Raw genomic sequence first — 13,931 nt, forward strand, 5'->3', positions numbered from 1 at the left:
ATTGCCGAATCCTTGTAGTGCGACCATCTTGGTTGGGACTAATAACCAATTTAAAGGAGTAACAGCTTAAAGATATAGATGATGGAGCGACCAAATCTACCAACCAGCAGCTGGAGAATTTGCCAATGCACTACTGTCTCAAATCTCTCAGCCTTGCCACTGCTACTCTACTGCTTTCGCTGATGTCTCCTCTTTTACCGCTTACCTTGAAGTTTGAGCCTCTGGTAGCACAGGCGCAAACGACTCAAGACAGAAAAGCTGAGGCATTGCGGTTGTACCAAGAGGGAAGCCAACAATTCAACAGAGGGCAATTTCAAGAAGCCTTGCAGGCAGCCCAGCAGGCTTTGGTCATTTTTAGAGAAATTGGCGATCGCCAAGGAGAAGCCAATTCTCTGATGGGTTTAGGTGGTGCTTACGGCTATTTGGGGCAATATCAGCAGGCAATTGAGTCTTATCAACAGGCGTTAGCAATTCAACGGGAACTTGGTGACCGCCGAGGGGAAGCGTACTCTCTGGGAGGTTTAGGTAGTGCTTATGGTTCTTTGAGGCAACATCAGCAGGCAATTGAGTCTCATCAAACTCATCAGCAGGCAATTGAGTCTTATAAACAGGCGCTAGCAATTCAACGGGAACTTGGTGAGCGCCGGGGAGAAGCTTACTTGCTACAGAATTTTGGTAGAACTTATCAAATGATGGGGCAACACAAAGAAGCGATTGCAGTTTATCAGCAGTGGTTAACGATTGCGAGGGAAATTGGTGATCGCCAAGGAGAAGCCTACTCTCTAGGAAGTTTAGGTAGTGCTTATGGTTCTTTGGGGCCACATCAGTGGGCACAGGCAATTGAGTTTTATCAACAGGCGCTAGCAATTCAACGGGAACTTAGTGACCGCTGGGGAGAAGCTTACTTGCTACAAAATTTTGGTAGAACTTATCAAATGATGGGGCAATACAAAGAAGCGATTGCGGTTTATCAGCAATGGTTGACGATTACGAGGGAAATCGGCGATCGACGAGGAGAAGCTACTTCTCTGGGAAGTTTAGGTAGTGCTTACAGTTCTTTGAGGCAACATCAGCAGGCAATTGAGTTTTATCAACAGGCGCTAGCAATTCAACGGGAAATTGGCGATCTCCAAGGGAAAGCCTCCTCGCTAAGGAGTTTGGGTTGGTCTTACGTTTCTTTAGGGCAATACAGAGAAGCGATTGAGATCCATCAGCAGTCGTTAGCCATTACACGAGAACTCGGTAACCGCCAGGAAGAAGCTCACTCTCTGAGGGAGTTGGGTCAAGCTTATAATGCATCGGGACAATACAAAGAAGCGATTGAGGTCTATCAGCAGGCGTTGGCTATTGGTCGAGAAATCGGTTACTGGGACCACTCTGCTCAATTGGGTTTGGATAGCGCTTACGTTGCTTCGGGGCGAGATAATCGCTCTCGTCTCTACAGAGATCAGATAGAACACAAACAGCAGTTTTTGGCTGGAGCCAGAGCCAGTGGAGATCGCCGAATGGAAGTTGGTACTCTGGGCGAATTGGGTAAGATTTACAATACCTCCGGGCAATACAAGGAAGCGATTGAGGTCTATCAGCAGGCGTTGGCTATTGCCCAGAAAATCGGCGACCGTGGGGGAGAAGGTTACACTCTGACCCAGCTAGGGGATGCTTACTATTCTCTAAGGCAATATAGGGAAGCGATTGAGGTTTATCAACAGTCGTTGACTATTCTCCGGCAGCTTAACGATCGCCTTCGCCCCTTTGAGCGCCTCGGTGCTCGCTATGTGGAAGCTGAAACTCTAGGGAATTTGGGGGATGCTTACTATTCCTTAGGGCAATACAGAGAAGCACTTGAGGTCTATCAGCAGGTGTTGAGTATTGCCCGAGAAGTTGGTGATCGCTTTACGGAAGGCAACACTCTAGGGAGCCTGGGGGATGTTTACTATGCCTTAAGACAATACCCTGAAGCAATTGAGTTTTATCAGCAGTCGTTGGCTATTGCCCGAGAAATCGGTTTTAGCGACGAACCACAAGGAAGATTGCTGAGTTCTATTGGTATGGTGCTAGCCCAACAAAACCAGCCAGAACTAGCGATTGTCTTTTATAAGCAATCCGTTAATATCAGACAAACCATTCGGCGCAATATCCGGGAAGCACCACAAAAGGATCAGCAGACCTACACGGAAACCGTCGCAGACAGCTACCGCGCTCTAGCAGACCTCCTCTTCAAGCAAGACCGAGTCCTCGAAGCGCAACGAGTCCTCGACCTCCTCAAAGTTCAAGAACTCAACGACTACCTGGACAACGTGCGCGGCAACAACAACACCGCTCAAGGCTTACCGAATCTCCTACCCGAACAACAGACATGGGAGAACTATCAGGCAGTTCTTAACAAAGCGATTGAAATTGGCAAAGAACTCACCCAACTGCGACAGCTGAAACAAAAGGGCATGCTCACCCCTACTCAAGAACAGCGTATCGCCCAACTGGTGAAAGCCCAAGAAACGATTAGGGCAGAATTTAACAACTTCACCCGAAGTCCAGAAGTGCTGGCACTGGTGACACAGCGTACTCCCGAAACCCTATCTCAGGATTTGCTGCTGCGGATGGGAGACTTCAACGCCTTACAAGATAACCTGAGAAATCTGCAACAAAAAGCAGTCCTCCTCTACCCCTTAATTCTGGATGACCGCCTTGAACTCATCCTCACCGCCCCCGACTCTCCGCCGATTCGGCGCACCGTCCAAGTTCCCAAGAAACAACTCAATGAGACAATTGTCGCCTTTCGCAGCGCTTTACAAGACCCCGCAGCCGACGCCAAAACTCCCGCACAACAACTCTACAACTGGCTGATTAAACCCCTAGAAGCCGACCTCAAAGCCGCAGATGCCCAAACGATTATCTACGCACCAGACGCTCAACTGCGTTACATTCCCCTAGCCGCTTTGTACGACGGTCAACAATGGTTAGTGCAACGCTACCGCATCAATAATATTACTGCCGCATCCCTCACCGACCTCAACACCAAACCGCAACGCCAAATGCAAGTCTTAGCGGGTGCCTTTGCAACGGGACGCTACAGCTTCAAGGTTGGCGGAGAATCCTTTGACTTTGCTGGGTTGCCCTTTGCTGGAACCGAGGTGGAGAATTTAGCCAAAACTATTCCCGCTACAACCAAATTTATCGATAAAGCCTTCACCCCCCAAGTCACCGTTCCTAAAATGGATGACTACACCGTCGTGCATCTCGCCACTCATGCCGCGTTTGTCGTGGGGACACCGGACGATTCCTTTATTCTCTTTGGAAATGGCGATCGCATCACCCTTCGGGATATCCAAAATTGGAGCCTCAAGAACGTCGATTTGGTAGTCCTTTCTGCCTGTGAAACCGGATTGGGCGGAAAACTGGGGAACGGCGAAGAGATTCTTGGCTTAGGCTACCAGATGCAGAGGGCAGGGGCAAGGGCTGTGATCGCGTCCCTGTGGACGGTTGACGATGGCGGGACTCAAACCTTGATGAATACCTTCTATGCAAATCTAAAAAAGAGCAACACCACAAAAGCCGAAGCTCTTCGCCAAACCCAAATCGCCCTGATTACTGGCGACTATAAAGCTTTGGGTCAAGAGCAGGGCATTTTTGCCGTAGAACATGTTCGCAATAGTTCACCTAATGTAAGCGATCACTTTAGCCACCCTTATTATTGGGCACCGTTTATCCTGATTGGCAATGGCTTGTAGTCAGTAGCTTTATTTGCGGCAAGAATGCGATCGCTCTATCAATTATGCTGTCCCTGCTAGATTTAAATCAGGGATGACTGCCTCGCTTCCAACATCAGGGAGAATTTATATTACTTAACTTATATTGAGAGCATTGGCATCAAACTCCAGGCTTATTACAGTCACGCCTGCGGTAGTCTAGATAAAGTGACTTTATTTGCTGTGTTCAGGCGATCGCTATATGTCCCCTACAGTTTCCAGTCCTACCCGTACCATCCGCATCGGTTCTCGTAAAAGCCAACTCGCACTCGTCCAGACTTACTGGGTGCAAGCACAACTCCAGAAACACTTTCCAGATTGCACCTTTGAAATCCACACGATGGCGACTCAAGGTGACAAAATTCTAGATGTTGCCTTAGCCAAGATTGGTGATAAGGGACTATTTACCAAAGAACTCGAAGTGGGAATGCTCAACCACGAGACAGACTTTGCGGTGCATTCCCTGAAAGATTTGCCTACCAACTTGCCAGAAGGGTTGGTTTTAGGATGCGTCAGCGAACGGGAAAATCCGGCTGATGCCCTCGTGGTGCATGAAAAGCACAAAGACAAGCAACTTGACACCCTGCCTGAAGGTGCTGTAGTGGGAACGTCTTCCCTGCGGCGGCTGGCACAGCTGCGCCACCACTATCCTCACCTATCGTTTAAAGATATTCGGGGCAACCTGAATACTAGGTTGGCAAAACTGGATACTGGCGAGTACGACGCAATTATTTTAGCTGTGGCTGGGTTGCAACGGCTGGATATGAGCGATCGCATCCATCAAGTCATACCTGCTGAAATTTCTCTTCACGCCGTTGGACAAGGCGCTTTAGGCATTGAATGCCGCGAAGGTGACACCGAAATTCTGGATTTACTCAAAGCACTAGAGCATAAACCCACCGCTCAACGCTGCTACGCTGAAAGAGCCTTTCTCCGGACACTAGAGGGCGGTTGTCAAGTACCAATCGGGGTTAATACTCAGATTGACGGCGATACTCTCACCTTAACGGGGATGGTTGCCAGTTTGGACGGCAAGCGGCTGATTAAAGATACCGTTAGGGGTGCTGCCAGCGATGCCGAACAAATAGGAATTCAACTTGCCCATCGGTTACGGGAACAGGGAGCTTCTGCAATTTTAGAAGAGATTTTTACTGAAGTCGGGCGCGGTCATTAATCCAAAATCCCAAATCAAAAACCCAAAATCAGATAGCCGATCCCCAGACTCGGTATGATGTAACAAAATATTTCAGGAAACGCGAGCAATCATGCGAATTCTGTTTGTTGCAGCTGAAGCAGCCCCCATCGCCAAAGTTGGTGGAATGGGCGATGTCGTTGGTGCCTTACCAAAAATTCTGCGAAAAATGGGGCATGATGTGCGAATATTCATGCCCTACTACGGCATGTTGCCCGACAAAATGGAGATCCCCAAAGATCCTATATGGTCGGGTTCTGCCATGTTCCAGTCTTTCGACGTTTACGAAAGCGTTCTGCCTGGAACCGATGTGCCACTTTATCTATTTGGCCATCCTGCCTTCCTGCCCCGCCGCATTTATTCTGGGGAAGATGAAGACTGGCGGTTCACCCTGTTTGCCAACGGTGCAGCAGAGTTTTGCTGGAACTATTGGAAACCGCAAATTGTCCATTGCCACGACTGGCACACTGGCATGATTCCAGTGTGGATGCACCAAGATCCCGATATCACCAGCGTCTTCACGATTCACAACTTGGCTTATCAAGGGCCGTGGCGCTGGTATTTAGAAAAAATTACCTGGTGTCCCTGGTATATGCAGGGTCACAACACGATGGCAGCAGCGGTGCAGTTTGCTAACAAGGTGAACACCGTTTCTCCCACCTACGCTCAGCAGATCCAAACGGCGGCGTATGGCGAAACTTTGGAAGGCTTGCTGTCTTTTATCAGCGGTAAGTTATCCGGCATTGTCAACGGCATCGACACCGAGGTTTATGACCCCGCCACCGATAAATACATTGCACAGACTTTCACCATCGATACTCTTGAGAAACGCCAAGCTAACAAGATTGCGCTGCAAGAAGAAGTCGGCTTACAAGTTAACAAAAATGCCTTTTTAATTGGCATGGTAACGCGACTGGTGGAGCAGAAGGGCATCGATCTGGTGATTCAGATGCTCGATCGGTTCATGTCGTATACTGACGCTCAGTTTGTGCTGCTGGGTACGGGCGATCGCTACTATGAAACCCAAATGTGGCAGATGGCATCTCGTTTCCCAGGTCGTATGGCAAACTACTTACTCTATAACGATGCCCTCGCCCGACGCATCTACGCTGGCTCAGATGCCTTCCTGATGCCCAGCCGCTTTGAGCCTTGCGGCATTAGCCAAATGTTATCTATGCGTTACGGTTGCGTACCGATTGTGCGGCGCACTGGTGGCTTAGTCGATACGGTTTCATTCCACGACCCAATGCAACACGCTGGCACTGGGTACTGCTTCGATCGCTACGAACCCCTAGACCTCTATACCTGCATGGTACGAGCTTGGGAAGGCTTCCGCTTCAAACCTCAGTGGCAGGAGTTGCAGAAGCGGGGAATGCAGATGGACTTCAGTTGGGATACGTCCGCTAAGGAGTATGTCAAACTTTACAACTCCATGTACGGCATCACCGAGGAGCCATCGGGCCCGCAGAAACAGCCTGAGTTAGTAAATACGTAGTCACCAAAAGCACGCATGATAAAAACCCCCTACTCTAGGGGGTTTTTTGTTGGGAATGTAGCGATCGCGATCCCCAACCCTGTCAAAGTGGGTGACAAAGCCTTCAAAACCTTGCGATCGCATAGGATGCACTCTTTGTTACAGTAACGCACCAGCCCTAAAATCCAGCCATAAGCTAAGATTATCCCTAATAATTCTTAATTTAGGGGCAATAAAAAGCGCTACAAGCACCATACTTTTTGGGGTTACAGCTGGTTTGAGCTGGGTAGCGATCGCTTATATATATTGTTTATATGAAGTACAGTTTACGCACTCTTGCTTAGATTCTGTGTAACATTTTTTCAAACGCAAGCGGTGACTACAGAAACAGCCTAAAAATAAAGCCAGTTTTTCTTGAAATTCATCCTTTCTTCCGAAAGTATGACAGTAGAATCGCGGATCTCAATAGGTATTAACTACAGCTAGGATTTAGCAGACCGATTTTATGAAGTTCTTATAAAGCTTTATAAAATCGCCCAGCAGAGTCATGTCTAGCTTTCTTGTTCTTTTCCGAAGAGGAAAAAAATGCCTAAAATACAGTCTTCTGGATCGCGACTGCTGTTGATTCTTGCCGCCCCCGTTATTAGCCTCGGACTTGCAAAACCAGGACTAGCTATAACCACCTACTACGTTGCAACCAATGGTAGTGATAGCAATTCTGGGAGCCAAAACAGTCCATTTGCCACCATCACCCACGCAGCTACCAAGGCAGACCCAGGCGATACGGTATATGTCCGAGGAGGCACCTACAGGTTTTCTCAAGAACAATACATCGGCAGCATCGGCACCTCCAGCAATCCGATAAGCTACCAATCCTATCCAGGGGAGAAAGTAATCCTAGATGGCTCTCGAACACCAAGCAACACCAACATAGTGAACGTAGCTGGCAGCCATAACATCTTCAAGGGCTTTGAACTAGACAACGCTAAATTTGTCGGAATTGTCTCCTGGGGTGGCAAGAATATCCAAATCCTCAACAACGTCATTGAGGACTCTTACCGGAACGCTATCTTTGTCGGTTACGACAAAAATATGACCACCGCCTCAAACATCCAGATCAAAAACAACACTGTTTACTCAAATTGCCTAGTTAATAAGAGCCGTAACACAGATGGTGGATGGCCGCAAGCTATCGGCAGCAGTATGGCGAGTAACATAACCATCAGCAATAACCATGTGTATGAGAACTATGGTGAGGGAATCGGCATTGTTCTCACCGACGGCGGTGTTGCCTCTGGTAATAAGGTGCATGACAACTACAGCGTGAATCTGTACCTGGATAACGCCACTGACATCACAGTAGAGAGAAACCTCATTTACACCACCAACAATTCGGAATTTTACCGTTACGGTAAACCAGCTAGCGGGATTCAGGCAGCTAATGAACCTTATGGATCTTCCAATCCAGTTAAGGACATCACAATCCGCAACAATATTGTCATCGGGGGCATTACAGGCTTCGCTTACTATTCAAGCTATGGCAACGGTGGGGGCATGAAAAACTTTGTCATTGCCAACAACACGTTTTACAAAGCGGGGCGAGCCATGCTTCTCATCGAAGATGATAAAGGGCATAAGAGTAATCTAATTGCCAACAACATTTTCTACCAAACTGGCGATGGCGAGATGACGGAAATGTCAGACAAAACTAAATCGACATTTCAGAATAACGCTTGGTTCGGTGGCAGTGCGGGTGTTGCTGCGGGTAGCGGCGACGTGAACACAAACCCGATGTTACTAAATCTGGGATCTACGGTGGCAACTGACTACCAGTTAAAAGCCGGTTCGCCATTAATTGAGGCTGGTACTAAGCTTAGTGAAGTCCCTAATGATTATGCGGGATCGAGCCGACCGCTAGGGCAACAGTATGACATTGGGGCTTACGAATTTTTTAAGTAGACAAGAATAATTTTTTAATGCAAACGATGCAGAAGTAATCGCTCTCAATATGCAAAAAGATTTCTTTGCATATTGAGAAGGTTTACGAAAGCGCTCTTTGCATTAAAAAATCCTGCTGGGGAGTGGAGTCAGGTAGCTTTTTATCTACTCCTAAAAACTTGTGCTGCTGGAAGCGATCGCTACTACAAAACTTGGAATAAGCCCGCCAAGGAGTGCGTCGGACTATACAACTCCCATTAGGCATCAGCAAGGAGGCACACAAGGTTTTAAAACCTTGCGATCGCTGAGAATCCTCTTTTTGTGAGTGTTATGCACCAGACAAGGAATTTCACCATGATTTGAACTAATTGTCAATAGTTGGCAATTTGGTAAAAATAACCAGTGCTAAAACGCTGAAATTCTCTGGGATTATACCTGCCTAGAGTTGGGGTTGCGATCGCTTATCTGCGTTTTTTATCGCTTACAGTTTGGGTCGTCTTTGCCAACTTCCAAGAAATTATTTTTCTAATGTGAGTTGCAACTACAAAAAGACGCTGGAAATCAAAGCGAGTTTGTACTGAAGTTCATCGTTTCTTTAAAAATCATGGCAGTAAAATTGCGGATCTCAAGCAGTATTAACGACAGTTAGGATTTAGCAAATCGGTTTTATGAAGTTCTTATGAAGCTTCATAAACACCCACAGCAGAGTCATGTCTAGCTTTCTTGTTCTTTTCCGAAGAGGAAAAAAATGTCTCAAATCAAGTCTTCTGGATCGCGTCTGCTGTTAACTCTTACTGTCTCCATTGTTAGTCTCGGACTTGTAAAACCAGGACTAGCTATTACCACCTACTACGTTGCAACCAATGGTAGTAATAATAATCTTGGAAGTCAGAACAGCCCCTTTGCCACCATCACCCACGCAGCTACCAAGGCAAAGGCAGGCGACACAGTATATGTTCGGGGAGGCACCTACACTTTTTCTAAAGAACAATACATCGGCAGCATCGGCACCTCCAGTGCACCAATTAGTTACCAATCCTATCCAGGCGAGAAAGCAATCTTAGATAGCACTCGAACTCCAAGCAACAGCAACCTGGTGAATGTAGCTGGCACATACAACATTTTCAAAGGCTTTGAACTCAAAAACGCCAAATCTATAGGCATTGTGTCGTGGGGTGGCAAGAACATCCAGATTCTCAACAATGTCATTTACAACTCCTACAAAAACGGTATTTTTGTCGGTTTCGACAGAGATATGACCACAACATCAAACATCCGGATCATTGGCAACACCGTTTACTCAAATTGCCTGGTAAATAAAAGCCGCAACCTTACTGGTGGATGGCCCCAAGGGATAGGCAGCACTATGGCAAGCAACATAACCATCAGCAACAACCACGTGTATCAAAACTATGGCGAGGGAATCGACTTTGTTCTCACCAACGGCGGTGTTGCCTCCGGTAATAATGTACATGACAACTACAGCGTGAATCTGTACCTGGACAACGCCACCAACATTACAGTAGAACGCAATCGTATTTACACCACCAACAACACAAATTTCTTTCGTGACAGTAAACCTGCCAGTGGTATTCAAGCAGCTAATGAATACTATGGATTTTCCAACCCAATCAACAATATCAAAATCCGCAACAACATTGTCATTGGGGGGAATACAGGCTTTGCCTATTTTTCAAATTATGGGAGAGGCGGAGGCTTGAAAAACTTTGTCATTGCTAACAACACATTTTACAAAGCAACACGAGCCATTCTCCTAATCCATAACGATTCTGGGCATACCAATAACCTAATTGCCAACAACATTTTCTATCAAACTGGCGGCGTTGCGATGACAGAAATTCCAGCCAAAACTGGATTAGCATTTCGGAATAATGCTTGGTACGGTGGTAGTGCTGGTATTGCTGGGGGTACTGGCGATATCACCGCGAATCCGCTGCTTGTTAATCTGGGAACTACGGTAGCAACTGACTACAAGCTGAAGCTTGGTTCACCAGCCATTGAAGCGGGTACTACGCTTACTCAAGTCACCAATGATTATGCAGGATCGAGCCGACCGCTAGGGCTAAAGTATGACATTGGGGCTTACGAATTTTTCAAGTAGAAAAGAGCGTCTTAACGCAGAGGATGCAGAAGTAATTGCAAAGGACAAAAGAGTCACTATAACTCTTTGCATATCTTTGCATTTCCTGCGCGGATCTTTGCGTTAAAACAATGTCCTTTATTGAGATTCTGCGAAATAAGAATTTATTTCTTATGGCAGATTTATTGGGCAATTTCCGGTAAATATTAACCAAGTTAGAAAGGTTAATTAGACTGTTGTTTGCCGTCGAGAAACCGTTAACTATTTCTAGGCATGAAAAAACAAAGAGTTTTCCTTATTCTGCTTTTTTCTCTGTTTTTGGCCGTTTCCATATTTAGTGGAACAGTTTCGGCACAGGGTTCAAAAACCAGAAGCAATCGCAACATTCCTGGCTGGACTATGACCTTTAGCGATGAGTTCAAATCCGGTACCCTCGATAAATCGAAATATGTCCGATACTGGGGTAAACCAAGTACAGGGGGGGCGGTTTCGTGGTGGAATGGAGACTCAGCACTCATCGTACAAGACGGATATTTGCGCCTCAAAATTGCCAAAGAAAACGTAACCAAAAATGGAATTTTGTATCCTTACACTGCTGGGGGTTTTACCCAACTAACAGCACAAACCTACGGGCGTTGGGTAGTTCGGGCGCGTATGCCTCAAGGGGCAGGCACTCAAGGCTACATTTCACTGTGGCGAGAGGACTTTAAATGGCCCCCGGAAATCGACTTTGGTGAAGTCAGAGGAAGCCTGCCTAACGAAAACATCTTTACGCAGCATTATTCAGCATCAGGTAAACACAAGACTGAAGTTTCTAAGCTTTATGAATCAGACTACACCAACAAGTTTCACGAGTACACGGTGATTTGGGAACCCGGAAAATTGACATGGCTTGTCGATGGCGTGCAAAAGTTTACTACCACGCAAAAGTTTCCAGCTTCCCCAATGGTGCTGTCAGTGGGGGATCTTGTCGGTGACTGCGGCAGCTTTTCAGGATGCCCTCAAACAACGAATGTGTTCCCGACTTACTTGGATATTGACTATATCCGCATCTATAAAAAGGCGTGAGATGCTTCTTAGGCGTGCGGGGTTTGGTAATTAGTAATGGGTAATAGGTAAAGTAGCTCTGAATACGCATTACCTACTATCTATTAACAACTACTGGCTGAAGGTAAGGTTGTGGATCTTGTGCCACCCAGCCTAAATTGGAATTGTAACGCAACTCAAAATGCAGATGGGGTTTGTCTAAATCAGGGAGTCCTGTGGAACCAACTGTTCCCAGGACATCTCCCTGGTTAACTTTTTCGCCAAGACTTACATCAATTGTGGCAAGGTGGGCATAACGGGTTTGACGACCTCCGGAATGATTAATGACTACTAAATTTCCGTAATTTCCGCGATCGCCAGCAAAGGCTACAGTCCCCGGATCTACTGCCAGCACAGATGTCCCAGTTTCTGCTAACAAATCTATACCGCTGTGGAAAGCAACTTCATTGCTAACAGGATTTATCTGCCAGCCATAACCAAGCGCGATCGCTGCCGTTGTGGGTAAGGGATACTGGGCTAGTTTCCGGTTATTACGTCCAGCGAGACTTACAGGCGACCAATTTACCCCAGGTACGAATACAACTCTAGGATTTTTCTGGCAACCGTTCACCTCATATAGTACATCGGCACGAATTCGGTAGGTTTTGGCTACATCTTCCCAAGTTTTCCCGGCAGGAACTTGGACACGAATGCCATTGTAGGGAGGAATCAAAATTTCTGCCCCTACTGGTGCTTTGCCTTGTCGTAAAGACGGGTTCATGCCCATGAGGGTAGCAGAGATGAGATTGTATTTACTGGCAATGCTTTGCAGAGTTTCACCAGGGACAACTGTATGACGAGTCACGCGATCTAGGGCTGGCTTTGGGCAAAGTGATTCAGTTATCCCTGGTGTTCCCTGGATTGACGGCGGGGGTGCAGGGAAAATCTCATCAGCTACAGCTGATTTTTCCGACGCTGCTACAACAAGGCAAAAAGCCATTCCTACAAAGGTAGGTATCTTGCCCATCCTACAATTTTGAACGGAAACAGGAAAAAAAAACTGGAATTTTTGCCTGTCACTTGTTGCCTGTTGCCTATTCATAAAACTCGTAAAATGCTGGGAATACTGTCTATGGTATCCAGGGTACGAATTTCATTCAGGGCTTGTCTAAAATTTCCTTCTCGGACATCGTGAGTAACGACGACAATTTCGGCAAGTTCGTTGTGAATGCCAGTCTGGACGACGGATTCGAGGCTAACATTGTGGTTGCCGAAACTTGTTCCCAATTTGCCAATTACGCCTGGACGATCCAAGGTGAGAAAGCGGGCGTAAAACCGCGTTACTAGCTCATCTATCGGCGCGATCGCGCAATAATCTTGATGGGAACAACTTAATAGTGGATGAAGCATCTGCGCGTTGAGAGTGCTTTTCAAAACGGCGGCAATATTTAAAATATCCGACACAACGGCGCTGGCAGTGGGGCCAGAACCCGCACCCCGTCCGTAAAACATTACTTGCCCAATCGGTTCGCCTTCTACGAGGATAGCGTTGTAGACACCACTGATACTGGCGAGGGGATGCGTCTTAGGGACAAGAGTGGGATGAACTCTCACTGACAGAGGGGATTGCTTTGATTCTTCCCCCAATCCCCGTTTTGCGATCGCTAGTAATTTAATTACAAACCCCAATTTTTCTGCGTAAGCAATATCTGCTGCACTTACCTTAGAAATGCCCTCACAGTAAACCTCTGGCAGTTTAATCCGTCCCCCAAACGCCAAGGAAGCCAGAATCGCTATCTTATCGGCGGCATCTAAACCATCTACATCAGCAGTTGGATCGGCTTCGGCGTAACCTAGTTGCTGGGCATCTGCCAAAATATGGCCAAATTCTCCCCCCTCAGTTTGCATCCGGCTGAGAATGTAGTTAGTTGTGCCGTTAACAATGCCTGTGACCGAGTGAATTCGGTTGACACCTAGCGCCTGCTTCAGGGGTTGAATCACCGGGATGCCGCCGCCTACAGCTGCCTCTAGCATCACATAAACACCCGCCTGATTAGCAGCGGTATAAATTTCATCTCCGTATCGGGAAATTACTGCTTTATTAGCAGTGACTACGTGCTTACCGTGCGCGATCGCTTTTAAAATTAGCGATCGCGCTGGTTCCAATCCCCCGATTACCTCCACCACAATATCAATATTTGGATCGCTGACTATACTTTCTAAATCCGTTGTCAGGAGGGCTTCTGGCAGTTGTACAGGTCGGGGTTTGTCAAGCGATCGCACTCCCACTCGATAAATCTCTATCTCAGAAAGCAGGGGATGACGCGATCGCGGATCTAGCAAAATCTCCGCCGTACCCATGCCGACTGTCCCCAGCCCTAATAAACCAATTTTGAACGTCACAGCTCTTTAAACTCAAATTTATCTCATATATAGCCTACAAGCGTTCATCAA

The 13,931-nt window shown here is 47.0% G+C and carries 9 protein-coding genes; 7 read left to right on the plus strand and 2 right to left on the minus strand.

Annotated elements, in window-relative coordinates; all coding sequences use genetic code 11:
• Positions 1-125 precede the first annotated feature (125 nt).
• The 7 genes from H6F66_RS07610 to H6F66_RS07635 all read left to right on the plus strand — a co-directional run bounded on the left by H6F66_RS07610 (position 126) and on the right by H6F66_RS07635 (position 11,519).
• Positions 126-3,728, plus strand: coding sequence for a tetratricopeptide repeat protein (locus tag H6F66_RS07610; RefSeq protein ID WP_190419850.1), 3,603 nt, complete (start codon positions 126-128; stop codon positions 3,726-3,728).
• A 220-nt stretch (positions 3,729-3,948) separates the two neighbouring features.
• Positions 3,949-4,920: a hydroxymethylbilane synthase gene (gene hemC, locus H6F66_RS07615; RefSeq protein ID WP_190419852.1), complete on the plus strand. Its 972-nt coding sequence runs from the start codon at positions 3,949-3,951 to the stop codon at positions 4,918-4,920.
• Positions 4,921-5,011: 91 nt separating this feature from the next.
• On the plus strand, positions 5,012-6,433 hold the full coding sequence (gene glgA, locus H6F66_RS07620; protein WP_190419855.1) for a glycogen synthase GlgA: 1,422 nt from the start codon (positions 5,012-5,014) through the stop codon (positions 6,431-6,433).
• 15 nt (positions 6,434-6,448) lie between these two features.
• Complete coding sequence (locus H6F66_RS28825) at positions 6,449-6,580, plus strand: hypothetical protein (protein ID WP_277873933.1); 132 nt, start codon at positions 6,449-6,451, stop codon at positions 6,578-6,580.
• A 417-nt stretch (positions 6,581-6,997) separates the two neighbouring features.
• On the plus strand, positions 6,998-8,371 hold the full coding sequence (locus H6F66_RS07625; protein ID WP_190419857.1) for a right-handed parallel beta-helix repeat-containing protein: 1,374 nt from the start codon (positions 6,998-7,000) through the stop codon (positions 8,369-8,371).
• A gap of 727 nt (positions 8,372-9,098) precedes the next feature.
• Positions 9,099-10,472, plus strand: a complete 1,374-nt coding sequence (locus H6F66_RS07630) for a right-handed parallel beta-helix repeat-containing protein (protein ID WP_190419859.1) — start codon at positions 9,099-9,101, stop codon at positions 10,470-10,472.
• Between the two features lie 378 nt (positions 10,473-10,850).
• A complete protein-coding gene (locus H6F66_RS07635) occupies positions 10,851-11,519 on the plus strand; it encodes a glycoside hydrolase family 16 protein (protein WP_190419861.1) in 669 nt (222 codons plus the stop codon).
• 76 nt (positions 11,520-11,595) lie between these two features.
• Here the strand turns inward: H6F66_RS07635 and H6F66_RS07640 are convergent, their stop codons facing one another.
• A complete protein-coding gene (locus H6F66_RS07640; protein WP_242023760.1) occupies positions 11,596-12,504 on the minus strand; it encodes a M23 family metallopeptidase in 909 nt (302 codons plus the stop codon).
• A gap of 71 nt (positions 12,505-12,575) precedes the next feature.
• Positions 12,576-13,880: a homoserine dehydrogenase gene (locus H6F66_RS07645; protein WP_190419865.1), complete on the minus strand. Its 1,305-nt coding sequence runs from the start codon at positions 13,878-13,880 to the stop codon at positions 12,576-12,578.
• Between the last annotated feature and the right edge of the window lie 51 nt (positions 13,881-13,931).

Origin of the sequence: Trichocoleus sp. FACHB-6, assembly GCF_014695815.1 — a bacterium.
GTDB lineage: Bacteria > Cyanobacteriota > Cyanobacteriia > Cyanobacteriales > FACHB-T130 > Funiculus > Funiculus sociatus.

Excerpts from the sequence above, each read along its gene's own strand:
- H6F66_RS07610 (WP_190419850.1), top strand. The coding sequence starts at position 126 with ATGCACTACTGTCTCAAATCTCTCAGCCTTGCCACTGCTACTCTACTG.
- H6F66_RS07625 (WP_190419857.1), top strand. The coding sequence starts at position 6,998 with ATGCCTAAAATACAGTCTTCTGGATCGCGACTGCTGTTGATTCTTGCC.
- H6F66_RS07640 (WP_242023760.1), bottom strand. The coding sequence starts at position 12,504 with ATGGGCAAGATACCTACCTTTGTAGGAATGGCTTTTTGCCTTGTTGTA.
- H6F66_RS28825 (WP_277873933.1), top strand. The coding sequence starts at position 6,449 with ATGATAAAAACCCCCTACTCTAGGGGGTTTTTTGTTGGGAATGTAGCG.
- glgA (WP_190419855.1), top strand. The coding sequence starts at position 5,012 with ATGCGAATTCTGTTTGTTGCAGCTGAAGCAGCCCCCATCGCCAAAGTT.
- H6F66_RS07630 (WP_190419859.1), top strand. The coding sequence starts at position 9,099 with ATGTCTCAAATCAAGTCTTCTGGATCGCGTCTGCTGTTAACTCTTACT.
- hemC (WP_190419852.1), top strand. The coding sequence starts at position 3,949 with ATGTCCCCTACAGTTTCCAGTCCTACCCGTACCATCCGCATCGGTTCT.
- H6F66_RS07635 (WP_190419861.1), top strand. The coding sequence starts at position 10,851 with ATGACCTTTAGCGATGAGTTCAAATCCGGTACCCTCGATAAATCGAAA.